The organism is Amycolatopsis kentuckyensis, from assembly GCF_002155975.1.
In the GTDB taxonomy this organism is placed as follows: domain Bacteria; phylum Actinomycetota; class Actinomycetes; order Mycobacteriales; family Pseudonocardiaceae; genus Amycolatopsis; species Amycolatopsis kentuckyensis.
In genome coordinates this window covers 84,788-99,724 of the sequence record NZ_MUMI01000024.1, presented here as the reverse complement: position 1 = coordinate 99,724, position 14,937 = coordinate 84,788, and the positions used below count along the sequence as shown (strand labels likewise).

The 14,937-nt window shown below is 72.8% G+C and carries 17 protein-coding genes and 1 pseudogene; 11 read left to right on the top strand and 7 right to left on the bottom strand.

All coding sequences use genetic code 11. The features are described 5' to 3' along the window. Window positions 1–20 precede the first annotated feature (20 nt). Entirely contained in the window at window positions 21–1,469 is a 1,449-nt protein-coding gene (gene yczR, locus CCN39_RS02750; protein WP_167454958.1) for a MocR-like transcription factor YczR, read from the bottom strand. 61 nt (window positions 1,470–1,530) lie between these two features. Here yczR and yczE point away from each other — a divergent pair, with 61 nt between their 5' ends. Then, window positions 1,531–2,178: a membrane protein YczE gene (gene yczE, locus CCN39_RS02745; protein ID WP_086838216.1), complete on the top strand. Its 648-nt coding sequence runs from the start codon at window positions 1,531–1,533 to the stop codon at window positions 2,176–2,178. Here the strand turns inward: yczE and CCN39_RS02740 are convergent. Together CCN39_RS02740 and CCN39_RS02735 are read right to left on the bottom strand one after the other, a co-directional pair. Then, a complete protein-coding gene (locus CCN39_RS02740; RefSeq protein WP_086838215.1) occupies window positions 2,175–2,702 on the bottom strand; it encodes a Clp protease N-terminal domain-containing protein in 528 nt (175 codons plus the stop codon). The two genes, yczE and CCN39_RS02740, sit on opposite strands and share 4 nt — an antisense overlap. Then, window positions 2,702–2,911 (bottom strand): sigma factor-like helix-turn-helix DNA-binding protein, encoded by a 210-nt coding sequence (locus CCN39_RS02735; protein WP_004559389.1) that lies wholly within the window; start codon window positions 2,909–2,911, stop codon window positions 2,702–2,704. Before CCN39_RS02735 ends, CCN39_RS02740 begins: the two co-directional genes overlap by 1 nt. Before the next feature lie 91 nt (window positions 2,912–3,002). On the opposite strand from CCN39_RS02735, the gene CCN39_RS02730 reads away from it, so the two are divergent. Continuing rightward, window positions 3,003–3,788 (top strand): protein phosphatase 2C domain-containing protein, encoded by a 786-nt coding sequence (locus tag CCN39_RS02730; RefSeq protein WP_167454957.1) that lies wholly within the window; start codon window positions 3,003–3,005, stop codon window positions 3,786–3,788. Between the two features lie 34 nt (window positions 3,789–3,822). Next, window positions 3,823–4,389 (top strand): annotated as a pseudogene (locus CCN39_RS02725) (DUF998 domain-containing protein); the annotation flags it as partial. 78 nt (window positions 4,390–4,467) lie between these two features. Here CCN39_RS02725 and CCN39_RS02720 read toward each other — a convergent pair. Together CCN39_RS02720 and CCN39_RS02715 are read right to left on the bottom strand one after the other, a co-directional pair. After that, window positions 4,468–5,496 carry a D-cysteine desulfhydrase family protein gene (locus tag CCN39_RS02720; RefSeq protein WP_086838213.1) on the bottom strand — a complete coding sequence of 343 codons (1,029 nt, stop codon included), beginning with the start codon at window positions 5,494–5,496 and terminating at the stop codon, window positions 4,468–4,470. A gap of 28 nt (window positions 5,497–5,524) precedes the next feature. Next, window positions 5,525–6,082 carry a dihydrofolate reductase family protein gene (locus CCN39_RS02715; RefSeq protein WP_086838212.1) on the bottom strand — a complete coding sequence of 186 codons (558 nt, stop codon included), beginning with the start codon at window positions 6,080–6,082 and terminating at the stop codon, window positions 5,525–5,527. A 126-nt stretch (window positions 6,083–6,208) separates the two neighbouring features. Between CCN39_RS02715 and CCN39_RS02710 the strand changes: the two genes are divergently transcribed. The 3 genes from CCN39_RS02710 to CCN39_RS02700 are packed head-to-tail and all read left to right on the top strand — an operon-like array spanning window position 6,209 to window position 8,993. Further along, window positions 6,209–7,585: an amidase gene (locus CCN39_RS02710; RefSeq protein WP_086838211.1), complete on the top strand. Its 1,377-nt coding sequence runs from the start codon at window positions 6,209–6,211 to the stop codon at window positions 7,583–7,585. Continuing rightward, the gene (locus CCN39_RS02705) at window positions 7,552–8,127 is read left to right on the top strand and encodes a TetR family transcriptional regulator (RefSeq protein WP_086838210.1); all 576 of its coding nucleotides are present in this window, start codon (window positions 7,552–7,554) and stop codon (window positions 8,125–8,127) included. The genes CCN39_RS02710 and CCN39_RS02705 overlap by 34 nt, the downstream gene beginning before the upstream one ends. Further along, on the top strand, window positions 8,127–8,993 hold the full coding sequence (locus CCN39_RS02700) for an oxygenase MpaB family protein (RefSeq protein WP_086838209.1): 867 nt from the start codon (window positions 8,127–8,129) through the stop codon (window positions 8,991–8,993). The genes CCN39_RS02705 and CCN39_RS02700 overlap by 1 nt, the downstream gene beginning before the upstream one ends. 258 nt (window positions 8,994–9,251) lie before the next feature. On the opposite strand, the gene CCN39_RS02695 is transcribed toward CCN39_RS02700, so the two are convergent. Next, on the bottom strand, window positions 9,252–9,794 hold the full coding sequence (locus CCN39_RS02695; RefSeq protein WP_208630116.1) for a CGNR zinc finger domain-containing protein: 543 nt from the start codon (window positions 9,792–9,794) through the stop codon (window positions 9,252–9,254). Between the two features lie 54 nt (window positions 9,795–9,848). On the opposite strand from CCN39_RS02695, the gene CCN39_RS02690 reads away from it, so the two are divergent. The 5 genes from CCN39_RS02690 to CCN39_RS02670 all read left to right on the top strand — a co-directional run bounded on the left by CCN39_RS02690 (window position 9,849) and on the right by CCN39_RS02670 (window position 14,277). Then, entirely contained in the window at window positions 9,849–10,703 is an 855-nt protein-coding gene (locus CCN39_RS02690; protein WP_086838207.1) for an alpha/beta fold hydrolase, read from the top strand. 95 nt (window positions 10,704–10,798) lie between these two features. Further along, the gene (locus tag CCN39_RS02685) at window positions 10,799–12,196 is read left to right on the top strand and encodes a DUF8832 domain-containing protein (protein WP_208630115.1); all 1,398 of its coding nucleotides are present in this window, start codon (window positions 10,799–10,801) and stop codon (window positions 12,194–12,196) included. Continuing rightward, window positions 12,193–12,585 carry a FixH family protein gene (locus CCN39_RS02680; RefSeq protein ID WP_086838206.1) on the top strand — a complete coding sequence of 131 codons (393 nt, stop codon included), beginning with the start codon at window positions 12,193–12,195 and terminating at the stop codon, window positions 12,583–12,585. Before CCN39_RS02685 ends, CCN39_RS02680 begins: the two co-directional genes overlap by 4 nt. A gap of 11 nt (window positions 12,586–12,596) precedes the next feature. Continuing rightward, a complete protein-coding gene (locus CCN39_RS02675; RefSeq protein WP_086838205.1) occupies window positions 12,597–13,739 on the top strand; it encodes a hypothetical protein in 1,143 nt (380 codons plus the stop codon). Then, the gene (locus CCN39_RS02670) at window positions 13,732–14,277 is read left to right on the top strand and encodes a hypothetical protein (RefSeq protein WP_086838204.1); all 546 of its coding nucleotides are present in this window, start codon (window positions 13,732–13,734) and stop codon (window positions 14,275–14,277) included. Before CCN39_RS02675 ends, CCN39_RS02670 begins: the two co-directional genes overlap by 8 nt. Window positions 14,278–14,388: 111 nt before the next feature. On the opposite strand, the gene CCN39_RS02665 is transcribed toward CCN39_RS02670, so the two are convergent. Next, entirely contained in the window at window positions 14,389–14,643 is a 255-nt protein-coding gene (locus tag CCN39_RS02665; RefSeq protein WP_086838203.1) for a DUF397 domain-containing protein, read from the bottom strand. Window positions 14,644–14,937 lie beyond the last annotated feature (294 nt).

Genomic DNA, 14,937 nt, shown 5'->3' with positions numbered 1-14,937 from the left:
CATCCAGCGCACCGGTTCGTTCATGCGATGGGCGCGTCCAAGGAGGCCGGGGTGCCACGGACGGACGCTTCGGCCGCGCTCAGCCGCCGGACCGCCTCGTCGATCCGGTCCGGTGGCAGCGAAAACGGCAGCCGGATCCAGCGCTCGAGCCCGCCGTGGACGCCGAAGCGGGAGCCCGGTGCCACCTGGACGCCGTGGCTCGCCGCCGCCACCGCCAGGCGCGAGCTCACCGGCTCCGGCATGCGGCACCACAGCGACAGGCCGCCCGCCGGCATCGTGAACGTCCAGTCCGCGAGGTGCCGGTGCACCGCGCCGGCCAGCGCGTCGCGGTAGCCGCGCAGTTCCGCGCGCCGGCGGTCCAGCAGGGTTTCGTCGGCCAGGAGCTCGGTCAGCACGAGCTGCTCGAACACCGGTGACCCGAGGTCGACCGCGTAGCGCGCCGAAACCAGCCGGCCGAGCAGGTCCTCCGACGCGCGGATCCAGCCGAGCCGCAGCCCGCCCCAGTGCGTCTTCGACGCCGAGCCGACGCAGATGGCCAGGTCGCCGGCGAACGCGGCCAGCGGCGGCGGCCCGTGCCGCGGGTCGTCCTCCAGGTCCAGCTCGACGAGCGTCTCGTCCACCACGACCGGCGTCCGGGCACGGGCCAGCACGCTGCCGAGCCGGGAGCGGCCGTCGGTGTCCAGGCGCAGGCCGGTCGGGTTCTGGAAGTCGACGACGAGGTAGGCGAACCGCGGGGCCGCCTGGCGCAGGGCCGCGTCGACGCCGGCGATGTCCCAGCCGCGCTCGCCGCTCGGGTCGAGCGCCACCGGCACCGGGATGGCGTGCGCGGCGCGGATCGCCTCCAGGGCGTTCGGGTACGTCGGCTGCTCGACCAGCACCCGGTCGCCGGGGCCGGCGAGCATCCGCAGGACCAGCACGAACGCGTGGTGCGCGCCGTTGGTGACCATGACCTGGGCCGGCGTCGTCGGCAGGCCGCGCTCGGTGTAGCGCCGCGCGATCCGCTCCCGCAGGCCGAGCAGGCCGCGTTCCTGGTAGCCGTGGTCGCCCAGGTGGTCGGCGAGCCGGACGCGGGCCGCGTCGACCGCCGAGGCCATGCCCGGCACCGCGGGCGAGGACGCGTGGGTGAAGTCGATCGAGCCGTCGCCCGCCGGCGCGAGCGGGCCACGGCGCCGCCGTCCGGGCGCGGCGATCCACGAGCCCGCGCCGCGGCGGCTCGCGACCAAGCCGTTCTCCCGCAGCCGGTCCAGCGCCGCGCCGATCAGCGTCCGGCTGGCGCCGAGCGCGTCGGCCAGCTCGCGCTCGGCGGGGAGCCGGGTGCCCAGCGGGAGCTGGCCGTCGAGCACCTGCAGCTCGATGGCCGCCGCCAGGTCGGCCGCTCCCTGCCGGGAGCCACCTTGCCGCCACGAGCCCAACATGACGGCCAATCGCGGGCCGGAGATACGTCCACCTACGGGCAGTGCGGCTTCCATAAGGCCAATATCCTGGAATTGGCTATGGTTTACAAGACCACTTCGCGGCGATAGTGGAGATGTGGCTCAGATCGATCTCCGGCCCGTCCGGATCTCCCGTGACCCCGTCCGCCGCAGCGTCCAGCTGTTCGCCGGCCTCGCCCTCTACGGCACGAGCGTCGCCATGCTCACCCGCGCGCACCTCGGCCTCGAGCCGTGGGGCGTGCTGGCCGAGGGCGTCATGAAGCACACCGGCCTGACCTTCGGCACGGTGACCGGCGTGATCTCGGTGGCCGTGCTGCTGCTGTGGATCCCGCTGCGCCAGCGGCCCGGGATCGGCACGGTCGCGAACGTCGTGGTCATCTCGGTCGTGGTCGACGTCGTCCGCGCGGTCCTCCCGGACCAGCACGAGCTGGGGTGGCAGATCGTGCTGCTGGTCGGTGGGGTGGCGCTCAACGGCGTCGCGACCGCCACCTACGTCGGTGCCCGGCTGGGCCCGGGCGCCCGCGACGGCCTGATGACCGGGCTCGCGGCGCGCACCGGCCGGTCGGTCCGGCTGGTTCGCACCGGGATCGAGATCACCGTGGTCGTCGCCGGGTTCGCGCTCGGCGGCACGCTGGGGTTCGGCACCGTGCTCTACGCGCTGGCCATCGGCCCGCTGACCCAGGCGCTGCTGCCGCTGGTCGTGTGGCGCGAACCGCAGCGCGAGGAGCAGCAGGCCGTTCACTAACCCGCCTTGCGCTGCTGCACGGCCCGGCGCAGCGTCAGGTAGTCGGCGCCGCGCCGGGCGAGGACGTCGTCGGTCCCGCGCTGCTGGGCCAGCGCCAGCAGGATGTGCTCCTGGCCGAGCTGCTTGTCGCCCAGCCGGACGGCTTCCTTGAGGCTCAGCTCCAGGGTCTTCTTCGACTGTGCGGTGAACGGGATGTGCCCGCGCTTGGCCGGGCCGAGCCGTCCGGCCAGCGCCCCTTCGCCGTGCGTCTGCTCGACGCGCTCGACGATCTGCTCGACGTCGATGCCGAACTCGGTGAGCGCCTCGGCATCGGCGTCGCTCACGCCGCCGCGGCGCCGGGTGCGGGCCAGTTCGGCCGCGATGTCGTCGGTGGACACGCCCAGCTCGGCGAGCACCTGGACACCGGTCTTGACCAGCCCCGCGAGCAGGTGGGCGGGCCCGATCTCCACCGAGCCGGACTCGCGCGCCACGATCTGCGCCTCGACCACCGCCATCCGCGCGTCGGCCGTGAACCTCTCGAACATCAGTGCCTCCCGTACTTCTTGTGCACGGCCTGCCGGCTGACCCCCAGCTCGGCGGCGATCTCCTGCCACGACCAGCCGTGCACCCGCGCGCTGCGGACCTGCACGGCCTCCAGTTGTTCCAGCAGCCGCCGGAGCGCGGCGACCGCGCGCAGCCCCACCCGGGGATCGCGGTCACCCGCCCGGGCGGCCAAATCCGTCGCTTCCGTCATGCCTGTCAACCTACGTTGACATGCCGGAGGTGTCAACCCACGTTGACACGCTCAGCGCGAACCCACCGGACGGGCGACGTACAGTCGGGTGATGCCCGAGATCGCGATCGCCGAACGGGCCGGGGTGGGCGCCGACGGCCACCCACGCCCCACCGAGGACCACGTCGTCGTGCTGGACAACGCGGTGCTCGTGCTGGACGGCGCCACCTCGTCGGATCCCTCGCACCCCCCGGGCGGCTGGTACGCCGAACGCCTGGCCCGCCGGCTCGCGGGCGACCTCCGCGCAGCCCCGGAAGCCGACCTGGCCGAGGTCCTGACCAGCGCGATCGCCGCCCTCACCACGGAGCACGCGTTGCAGCCGCAGCGCTCGCCGTCGAGCACGGTCGCGGCCGTGCGCTGGCTCGAAGACCGCGTCGACGCGCTCGTGCTGGCCGACAGCCCGGTGGTCGGGTTCGGCGGCTTCGGCGTCGACGTCGTGTCGGACGACCGGCTGACCCGGCTGCGCCGGCGCGGGCTGCTCCAGACCGGCGCCGACGTCCGGCGCCGGCGCAACGCCCACGACGGCTTCTGGGTTGCCGAAGCCGTCCCGGGTGCCGCCGCGCACGCGGTCCGGCGCAGCTGGCGGCGGGCCGACGTCGACGCGGTGCTGCTCGCCAGCGACGGCGTGTCCATCGGCGTCGACCAGTACGAGCTCTTCGACTGGCCCGAGGTCCTGGCCGTCACCCGCGCCGACGGGCCCGACACCGTTCTCGACGCCGTCCGCACCGCCGAAAAGCAGGATCCGGACGGCGAACGCTGGCCCCGGCCGAAGCGGCACGACGACCAGGCGCTCGTCCTCGTGGATTTCAATCAGGGGGTTAATCAGGGTCTTCCCTGATCACGGCGGTGCGGTTTCCGGCGACCCTGGACACATGGGGACGGAAGCGGGGAAGCGCACCAGACCGTGGCGGCTCGTCGCGGTGGGCGCGATCGGGTGGGGCCTGTTCACCGCCGTGGTGCTGCACATCGTCAGCTCGCGCAATCCGGTGTACGACACGCTGTCGAGCTACACGGTGACCGACCGCGGCGAAGGGATGCTCGCGGCGAGCGTGCTCTCGCTGGCCATCGGGTCGCTCGCGGTGCTCGGCGCGCTGCAGGTCGCCGGCGTGCCGCTGTCACGGACAACCCGGCTGCTGCTCGCGTTGTGGGCGCTCGGGATGGCCGCGGCCGCGATCTTCCCGGCGAGCTACCCCGAGGCGCCGGACCCGGTGAGCGGCGAAATCCACCTCTACGCCTGCCTGGTCGCGTTCTGCAGCCTGCCCGGGGCGGCGATCTCGCTGCTGGAGCCGCTGCGGGGCCGTCCGGAGCGGGCCGCGCTGATCCGGTCGATCCGGCTGACCGCGGGGGCGTTCGCGCTCTTCGCCTTGAGTTTCGTGTTCGTGCGGCTGAGCGAAGCCGGGGTGGCGCCGTTCCGCGAGATCTCCGACGCCTTCCCGATCGGCGTCACCCAGCGGCTGCTGCTGCTCGCCGACGTCGTGCTGCTGGGGACGCTGCTGTGGCTGGCGACGCGGCTGGAGTCAGCCTTCGACGGCCGCCGCGAATTCGGGCGCGTAGCCGTACAGGCCGGGCATCCCGCCGGTGTGCAGGAACACCACGTGGTCGTCCGGGGCGAAGTGGCCCGCCCATTCGACCAGCGCGGCGGCCACTTTGCCGGTGTAGACCGGATCGAGCACCACGCCCTCGGTACGGCCGAAGAGCCGTAAGGCGTCCCAGACCGCGTCGGTCGGGATGCCGTAGCCGGGGCCGAGCGTGGAATCGCCCAGCCTCGCGTGCGTGTAGGGCGGCGGCTCGACGCCGAGGAGCTTTGCCGCACCGTCGACGAGGTCGTGGAGGTTCTCCGTGGCCTCGTCGAGCGGGTGGCTGCAGCAGGCGATGCCGACGCCGAGGCCGCCGAGGAGCCCGGCGGCCAGCGTCACCCCGGCCGCGGTGCCGCCGCTGGCGTGCGGGACGACGAGGTGGGCCCGCTCGATACCGCGTTCTTCCAGCTGCTTGGCGAGTTCGTGGGTGGCGCGGACGTAGCCGAGGGCGCCGAGGGCGTTCGAGCCGCCGACCGGAACGGTGAAGACCTTCCGGCCGTCTTTCTGCGCTTCGGCGACGAGACGGTCGTACGTGCGGCCGGTCTCTTCGCCGTCCGCGCAGACGTGCACGGTGGCGCCGAAGAGCCGGTCGAGGGGGACGTTGCCGCCGCGTTCGTAGGCCTCGCCGTCGCGCGGGACCTTGGCCGTGAGCACGAGTTCGCAGCGCAGGCCGAGCTTCGCGCACGCGGCGGCGGTCTGGCGGCCGTGGTTGGTCTGGAGCGCGCCGAAGGTGATCACGGTGTCCGCGCCGGCCGCCTTCGCCGCGCCCAGGTGGTATTCGAGCTTGCGGAGTTTGTTGCCGCCGGCGCCGAGCGGGTGGACGTCGTCGCGCTTCAGCCAGAGGTTCCGCAGGCCGAGGGCTTCGCCGAGCCGCGGCGCCTCGTGCAGCGGGGTCGGCCAGCCACCCAGGTCGACCCGGGGGATCGCGGCCAGCGCGGCGTCGGGGAATCCGGCGAAGTCGAACGTCATCGGCCCTCCAGGCTCGGCTTTCTAACCACTATAGGGGGTTAAGCACCGCGAAGCGGAGCTCGGTGCGCGCCCCGACCTCGCGCACGCCGAGCCGCCGGAGCGTGACGCCGTCGAGCTCGGGGTCGCCGAACAACGGCAACCCGGCGCCCAGCAGCACCGGCGCGATCTGGACGTGCAGTTCGTCGGCCAGCCGGGCCCGCACGGCCTGCCGGACCACGCTCGCGCCGATCACCTTGACCGCCCGCTCCCCCGCTGCGGCCCTCGCCTGCGTGATCGCCGAAGCGATCCCGTCGGTCACGAAGGTGAAGGTGAGGTTCTCGTCCTGCGCGGGCGGCACGGCCGGCGGCGTGTGCGTGACGACGAAGATCGGGACCTGGAACTCGTAGTTGCCGACGTACCAGTCCGGGTCCTCGGCCATCGCGAACGAGCGGCGGCCGAGGACGACCGCGCCGGTCTCCCGGATCAGGTCGGTCATCCACTCGCTGCCGCTCGACGCGGCGGGGTCGGACAGCCGGGCCGTGCCGCCGTGGCGGTCGGCGACGAAGCCGTCCAGCGACATGCTCATCCCCGCGTGCACCGTGGCCATGGGTTCTCCTCACGTAGTAGTCCCCCGGGTAGACGACCGGGGCGGCGAAAACTCATCGGGAGTAGCCGGAGACCGTCGGTATCCGGTAACGTTCGTTCGAACGAACGAGAACCTTCGGGGGCCGCCATGACCGCTACCAGCCTCGACTTCACGGGCCTCGCCGCCCAAGCCGCGCAGCTGGCCGCGGGTGAGGCCTCCTCCGCCGAGCTCACGGCGGCCGCGCTCGGGCGCGCGCACGCGAGCCAGCCCACGCTCAACGCGTTCCGGCACCTCCGTGACGCCGAAGCCCTCGCCGAAGCCGCCGACGCGGATCGGCGCCTGGCCGCCGGCGACCGGGCTCCCCTGCTCGGCGTGCCGGTCGCGATCAAGGACGACGTCGACCTCACCGGCCTGCCCACTTCCTTCGGCTGTGTCGGCGAATTCCCGTGCGCGACGGCCGACGCGCCCGCGGTCGCGCTGCTGCGCGAGGCCGGAGCTGTGATCATCGGCAAGACGAACACCCCCGAGCTGGGCCAGTGGCCGTTCACCGAGGGCCCGGCCTTCGGCGTGACGCGCAACCCGTGGCACACCGGCCACACCCCAGGGGGTTCTTCGGGCGGGAGCGCGGCCGCGGTGGCGTCGGGGGTCATCGCGGCCGCGCTCGGGTCCGACGGCGCCGGTTCGGTGCGCATCCCGGCCGCGTGGACCGGACTGGTCGGCATCAAGACCCAGCGCGGCCGGATCCCCACCGGCGGCGAGCTGTTCCACGGCCTCACCGTGCTCGGCCCGCTGGCCCGCACGACCGAGGACGCCGCCCTGCTGCTCGACGCCGCCGCCGGGACGCCGGGCGTGTTCCGCGCGGCCGCCGCGCGTGAACCCGGCAAGCTGCGGATCGGGCTGTCCACGCGGATCCCGTTCACCGCCACCAAGACCCGCCTCGACCCGGTCGTCGACACCGCCGTGCGCCGGCTCGCCGAGTCCCTCGCCGGGCTGGGCCACGAGATCGTCGAGGTCGAGCCGGACTACGGGCTGATCGGGCTGACGTTCCTGCCGCGGTCGCTCACCGGCGTCCGCGATTGGACGCTGCGGGTGCCCGACCGGACCGGGCTCGACCCGCGCACGCGCAGCAACGCCGGCCACGGCCGATTGCTGGCCGGGCCCGCGCTGCGGCTGGCCCGCGCCCTCGAGCCGGGGCTGCACCGGCGGATCGGCTCGGTGTTCGGCCGCGTCGACGTCCTGCTGACGCCGACCACCGCGACCCCGCCGCCGCCGGTCGGCACGTTCGACGGGCTGTCCGGCTGGGAGACCGACCAGGTCATGATCGCCGCCTGCCCGTACGCTTGGCCGTGGAACGTGCTGGGCTGGCCGGGGGTCAACGTCCCGGCCGGGCAGACGGCGGACGGGCTGCCGCTCGGCGCGCAGCTGCTCGGCCCGTCGCACGCCGAGGAGCGGCTGATTTCGCTTGCCGCGCAACTGGAAGAGGTCGAACGGTGGCCGGAGCGGCATCCCGCGACAAGTTGGTGAGCACCCGGGAAGCCATCCTGCGCGGCGCGCTGACCGTCGTCGGCGAACACGGCGTCGGCGGGCTGACGAACCGCCGGATCGTCGCCGCCGCGGGTGTCTCGCTCGGCACCCTGACCTACCACTTCACGAGCCAGACGGCGTTGCTGCGCGAGGCGATGCTGCTGTTCGCCGAGGAGGAGACGGCGAAGCTCGGCGCGATCGTCGACGGTTACCGTTCGGAGGGGTTGAGCGTCGAGCAGGCGGCGTCGGTGGTCGAGCACGTGATCGCCCAGCTGCCGTTCGGCGCGGACGAGCTCGGCGCGCACGAGCTGTACCTCCAGGCGGCGCGCGACCCGGAGCTGCACGAAGCGTCTTCGCGGTGCTTCGCGGCGTACGACGAGCTGGCGGTGACGATCCTCAGCGCGTTGGGGGTCCCCGACCCGGCGCGCCTGGCCGGGCCGGTGGTGGCACTGATCGCGGGGTTGCAGCTGCGGCGGCTGGCCACGGGTGAGACGGACACGCCGGTGGCCGAGCCCCTGATGATGTTGCTCCGCGGAGCTTGATGGCTCCGCCGATCGTCCGCGGCACGGCGGCCTGGAAGTACTTCGGCGACTTCCGCGACGGGTTGCTGGCGGGGCAGGTGCTGGTGCTGCAGGTGGCACACCCGGTCGTGGCGGCGGGGGTGCGGGACCATTCGGACTACGCGTCGGATCCGTGGACGCGCCTGATGCGGACGGGCGCGTCGCTGTCGATCTACGTCTACGGCGGTGCGGCCGGTGCGCGTGTGGAAGCTGCGCGGTTGCGGGCGTTGCACCGGACGTTCACGGGGGTTGCGGACGGACGGCGGTACAGCGCGTTGGATCCGGCCGCGTATGCGTGGGTGCATGCGACGCTGGTGAAGGTTCCCGTTGACGTGCAGCGGTTTTTCGGGCGGCCACTGTCCACATCGGAGCTCGGCGAGTACTACGCCCAGATGTGCGACGTCGGCCGGATGCTGGGCGTGCGCCCGCAGGATTTGCCACCGGACTGGGCGGCGTTCGAGCGTTACTACGACTCGATGGTGGCGGGCTTCACGACGAACCCGACGATCGAGCAGCTCTTCGAGACGATCCGGACGGTGCGGAAGCCGGTCCGGTGGCTGCCCGATCCGTGGTGGCGGTGGCACGCGCGGATCCAGCTGTTCCTGATCCGGGCCACGCTGCCCACGAACCTCCGAGAGCGCCTGGGTCTCCAGTGGACGGCGGCGGACCAGCGCCGCTTCGCCCGCTTCGCGGCGGCGGTACGCCTGTGCGCGACGCCGATCCCGGCCGGGTTGCGGACGGCGCACATGCGGTGGATCGGCAAGCTGAACGTGTGGTTCCGCGCGCACCCGCGGGTGTATCGCGCGCTGGTCCGCCGAGACGGCCCGGGCGCCAAGCCGAACTCGTGAGGACGATCGCGGCCGGCAGCGCGTGATCGAAGGCGGGACTCGCGTGACTGGAGGCCGATCTCACGTGACTGAAGGCGGAACTCGCGTGATTGGGGACCGATCTCGCGTGACTGGGGACCGATCTCGCGTGATTGGAGGCCGATCTCACGTGATTGGAGGGTCGACTCGCGTGATTAGGGGCGGGACTCGGGTGATCGGAGGGTCGACTCGGGTGATTGGGGGGTCGACTCGGGTGATTGGGGGGGCGACTTGGGTGGGTCAGCGGGTTCGGGCGTAGTGGGCTCGGGCTTTGGCTCGGTTTCCGCAGCGGGCCATCGAGCACCACTGGCGGTTGCGGCGCGGTGAGGCGTCGCAGAACCGCTGGCCGCAGTCGTCGGCCGCGCAGACTCGGACCTCCGCGTCGCTCGTGGCCAGGTCGATTGCGTCCGCCGCCAGTGCCGCGAACGCCGCCGCCACCGGGTCCTTCGGGGCCGGGACCTCGCGGCGCAGCGTGCCGCCCACCAGGGCCAGGCGCGGTGGGGGTGCCGGGGCCGAGGCCGCCGCGTTGTTGACCAGGTCGACGTCCATCTTCGACAGCTCCTCCGGCGGCAGCAGCACCCGGTCGATCGCCTCCCGCAGCGCCTTCGCCGCCAGCACGTTGCCCGCCGTCACCGGCACCGGGCCCGTCGTCAAGCCCGCCAGCGAAAGCCACTCCGCCAGCGCGTCCGGCCCCGTCAGCAGCTCCACGCCCGACTCGTGCCGGCTGCGCAGCGTGTTGACGAGGTCGAGGCACGGCCGTCCGCCGTCGAAGACCCACTCCATGCCGATGATTCTAACCCTTGAAGACAGTTAGAAGCAGCGCTACCGTCTAACCCTATGAACCGGTTAGAAAATCTCGCCACCGTGAACGGCATCCGCCTGCACTACCTCCGCGCCGGCGACGGCCCGCCGCTGTTCCTGCTGCACGGCTGGCCGCAGACGTCGCACTGCTGGCACAAGGTCCTGGCCCCCCTCGCCGAGACGCACACCGTGATCGCCCCGGACCTGCGCGGCTACGGCCGCACGGACAAGCCGAAAGGGGGCTACGACAAGCGCACCATGGCCGCCGACATCGCCGCCCTCGCCGATCACCTGGGCTTCGCGAAGACCGCCGTCGCCGGGCACGACCGCGGCGGCCGCGTCGCCCACCGCTGGGCGCTCGACCGCCCGGACCAGGTCGAACGCCTGGCCGTGCTCGACATCGCCCCGACCCGCGCGATGTGGCAGCGCCTCGACGCCGGCGTCGCGAAGGCGTACTGGCACTGGCTCTTCCACCTCCAACCCGACCTGCCGGAGCTCCTGGCCGGCCAGAACATCGCCGCCTACCTCGGCTACTTCTTCGAACGCTGGACCTACCAGCGCCACGCCCTCGACGCCGACGCCCAGGCCGAGTACGTCCGCGCCTTCTCCCAGCCGGGCGCGCTCCGGGCCGGCTTCGACGACTACCGCGCCTCCTTCCCCGACGACGCCGACCTCGACGACGCCGACTTCGAAGCCGGAAAGCGCGTCACCCAGCCACTTCTCGCCCTCTGGGGCGCGAACGGCCTGCTCGGCACGCTCCCGACGCTCGACATCTGGCGGGAGTACGCCGACGACGTCACCGGCGCGGCCCTCGCCGAGTGCGGCCACTTCCTCCCCGAGGAGCAGCCCGGCGAAGTGGTCGCCCACCTGCGGAAGTTCCTCCTTCCCTGAGATCCCCGGGGCCTCCGGTCCCCCGAACTGGGGACCGGAGTTCCCTCGCCGCCGTGACGCCCACCACCGGATGAACCGGTTAGGTTCGGTCCACGATGGGGAGCAAATCGAAAGCGGCACTGCTGATGCTGCTGGCCGCACTGGGGATCGTGGCCGGCGGCGGGATCGCGCACGCCGACGGCGCACCGGCCGGCGCCGACATCCAGGTCGCCCAGACACTCGGCGCGCGCGAACTGACCGTGATCATCCGCCGCGTCGACACCACGCCTTCGCCGCTGCGGGTCGACGTCGTGACGCACCAGGGCACCGCGCCCGGCACGCTGCACCTGGCCGTCGCGGCCGACGGCGTCCCGAGTTCGCGCGGGGACGTGGTGCTCGGCGCGGCACCGGGTGTCTACGCGGGAAGTCTCCAAGTCGACAAACCGGGGCCGTGGGAACTTTCGCTGAGCGACGGCACCGGGCCGCCCGCCACGATCCCGTTCATCGTGCCCGCCCGGGTGGTTCCGCCGTGGGAGCGGGCGACCTACGGCGGGTTCGTCGCCGCGGGGGCGTTCCTGCTCATCGCCCTCGTCGTGGGGGTGCGGGCCAAGCGGACCGCGTACGCGCTCGTCCCGGCGGCCGGCGTGGTCGCCGCGATCGCCGTCGCCGTCACCGGCGCGCTGCTGTCGGCGAGCACTCCCCCGCCGCCGGCACCCGGCAGCCAGCTGGACCCGACGTTCGACAACCTCACCGACCCCTACGCGAACGCACAGCTGTCCACAGTGGATTACTCCCGGCCGCCGGTGAACCTCGCCGTCGAAGCCCGGCGGGGCGACCTGCGGCTGCGGCTCACCGACGGCGCCACCGGCCGCCCGGTCGACGACCTGCTGGTCCACGACAACGCGCTCGTGCACCTGGTGCTGGTCTCGCCGTCCGGCCGGCTGAGCCACCTGCACCCGGTGCGCGTCGGCCCCGGCGACTACCGCGTCCGGCTCGCCGATCCGGAAGCGGGTACCTACGCCGTCGCCGCGGAACTGGCCCGGCGCGGCGGTGGCGTCCAGCTCGTCCGGTCCACTGTGGACATGAAGGGCACCGCGACCCCCGCGCCCGAGCCACCCGGCCCCGGACCGCGGACGATCGACGGCACCCCGGTCGAACTCACCGTCAGCCCCGGGACGCCGACCACGATCACCGCGCGCTTCCCCGCCCAGGACCTCCAGCCGTGGCTGGGCATGCTCGGCCACCTGATCGTCACCGGGCCGTTCACCGGCCCCGCCGGCGAAGGCGCCGCGAAGGCACCCACGTGGGCGCACGTCCACGCGATGGTCCCGCCCGTCGCGGGACAGCGTGACCGTCCTGATGAGACAGTCGCCGCGTACGGCCCCGACGTCAGCTTCACCTACACCTTCGCCGAGCCCGGCCGGTACCGGATCTGGCTGCAGGCCGAACGCGGCTACCGGGTGCTCACCGTGCCCGCCGTGGTCGACGTCCCGACGACAGGAGCCGGCCGATGAAACGCCCGACGTTGCTGATCACCGTCGTCGCCCTGGTCGTCGCGGCCGGTGCCGCGTGGCTCCTTTGGGGCGGCGGCGACGCGAAACCCACTACGCAGCAAGCGGTTTCGGGGCCCTACACGGTCCAGTTCTCCGCGGAGCAGCCCCGGATCGGCGGCAACACCTTCGCGGTGGCCGTGACCGGGCCCGCGCCCGACGCCGTCACGGTCGCGCCGGTCATGGCGCAGATGGGCCACGCGCTCACGCCGGTGCCCGCCGGACCGGACGGGCCCGGCCGCTTCCGCGCCGCGGACGTCGGGCTGCCGATGGCCGGGCAGTGGGAGATCACCGTTGCGCTGCGCGGCCCCGGCGGGCCCGCGCAAGTCGTCTTTCCCGTGTTGGTCAAGTAGAAGGAGGGGGTATGGATCTCACCGCATCCGGCGTGCGCACCACGTCGGTGGCAAAACAAGCGCGGACGGGGTTGCTGCCGGCGAACGTCGTGCTCGGCGGGTCGCTGCTGTCACTGGTCGGGCTCACCTGGGACATCCAGTGGCACGACGACGTCGGGCCGGACACGTTCTTCACGCTGCCGCACCTGTTCCTGTACGCGGGCAGCGCGGTCGTCGGCCTGGCGAGCCTCGCCGTCGTGCTGCTGACGACGGCGGCGCGGCACGCGGGACGGCCGGTCGACCCGCGGATCGGCGGGCGCGTGGTCAACGTGTTCGGCCGGACGTTCGCGGCCCCGCTGGGCTACCTGGTTTCCGGGGTCGGCGCGGCGACGTTCCTCCTGTACGGCCTGTGGGACCAGTGGTGGCACGGGCTTTACGGCTTCGACGCGGTCATCGACTCGCCACCGCACATCGGGCTGCTGCTGTCGATCACGGTGTCGCTCATCGGCACGACCGCGGTGTTCGCCGCGGCGCGCGAGCACCGCTGGGGCCGGCTCGGCACGCTGGCGTCGCTGACCGTGCTGCTCACCTTCGGGCCGGTGCTGGCGCTCGGGTTGCAGCAGGTGCCGGACGACTACGCCGACGCCGTCGCGATCGGGACGTCGATGATGGCGGTGCTGCTGGTCGCCGTCGGCGCCGGGTTCACCCGCCGTCCGGGTGGGGCGGTGGGCACCGCGGCGCTGGTCGCGGCCGTGCAGGCGGTGTTCTGGTGGTTCTCGCCGTGGGCCGCGCGGGCGTACGCCGACCTGGTCGGCCTGCCGATGCGGGACGCGATCTCCGGGGTGCCGGCGATGCCGTCGCTGACGCCGATGGCGCTGCTGCCGGTGGCCGCCCTGATGGAGCTGGTGTACCTCGCCGGCCGACGCCGGGGGTGGCGTGCGGGCCGGGTGTCCGTGGTCGCCGGCGGGATCGCCGGGCTGCTGCTCGGGCTGAGCCTGCCGGTGCAGCGGTTCCTGCTCTACACCGGCGCGCACCTGCCGCCGGCCTGGTACCTGACGACGACCGCCGTGCTCAGCGCGGCGCTGGGGCTGCTCGGCGGGTTCGCCGGGTGGCGGTTCGGCGGGATGCTCTGCCTGCTGGCGCCCGCGAAGAAGGGGGAAACCGCTGATGCGTAAGGCACTCCTGGCCCTGGCCGCGGTCGCCGGGCTGCTGTTCACGACCGCCGGGACGGCGAACGCCTACGAGCCGGTCAACATCGTGCACACCGAGCGGGTGCAGGCCGGGCCGTACGGGCTGACCGTCGGGTTCAGCACCTGGCCGGTGAAAGCCATGCAGTCACTGGACTTCACCTTCATCCCCGACGGCGGGATCGAAGGCAAGTCCGGCACGCTCACCATGGTGAACCCGGAAGGCGGCCAGAACCGGAAGCAGCCGCTGGTGCGGCACCCGCGCAAGCTGGAGGTGTGGGGGCTCGACGTCCGCTCGATGCCGCGGCCGGGCGACTGGACGCTCCGCTTCACCGTCAACGGCCCCGCCGGTTCCGGCACCGGCGAGCTGCGTGCGTTGCCGGTGCTGGAACAGCCGGGGCCGCCGATCGGCCTGAGCTGGGCGATCAGCACGCTGCCGCTGATCGGGCTCGTGGCGCTCATCGTGGTGGCCTGGCGCCGGACGCGCGGCCGCCTGCGCGGAGGCGAGCTTCCGGCAATCGGGTGAGATTCCCCTCACATCAGGCGTCCGCACGTATTCGGGCGGTCGCGAAGGCCTCCTTCACCGTAGAGAGCGGGGAAGGGGGCCTTCACCATTTGTCTTCCGGGGTACGGCCGTTCAGGCGGGCAGGTCGAACTGCCCGGCTTTGACGGCGATCAGGAACGCTTCCCACTCGGCGGTGTCGAACACGAAGACCGGGCTGGTCGTGAGCTTGGTGTCCCGGACGCCGATCACGCCGTCGCGGCCCAGGTTGACCTCGACGCAGCTGCCGCCGTTGGGCTCACTGGCGAACGACTTCTCCCAGGCGGCCTCTTCGAACAGGGTCACGGCCGTGTTCGGATCGTAATCCGCGAACGACGGATAATCCGCCATGGGTCGTACCTCCGAGGATCGATGGGGGGCGCGGTCGTGACCTGGTCGAAGGCACCCGCTCCCGGCTACTCAGTGTCTCAATGGAGCAAGCCACAGGGCCAAGCGGGTGATCAACTGGGTACGGCCTCGACATGAAGATTATTCCAGGAGTAGGATTAATCGCATCGGCCGGGGCGGCTGGTGTCGGTGAATGACTGCCTGCCCGCGGCGGGCGGTCGTCGAGGCGGGCCGAACAGTCGGAACGACCGGTGCCGGAACCAACCAAGCCAAGCCACCGCAGGACCTCATGGGGGA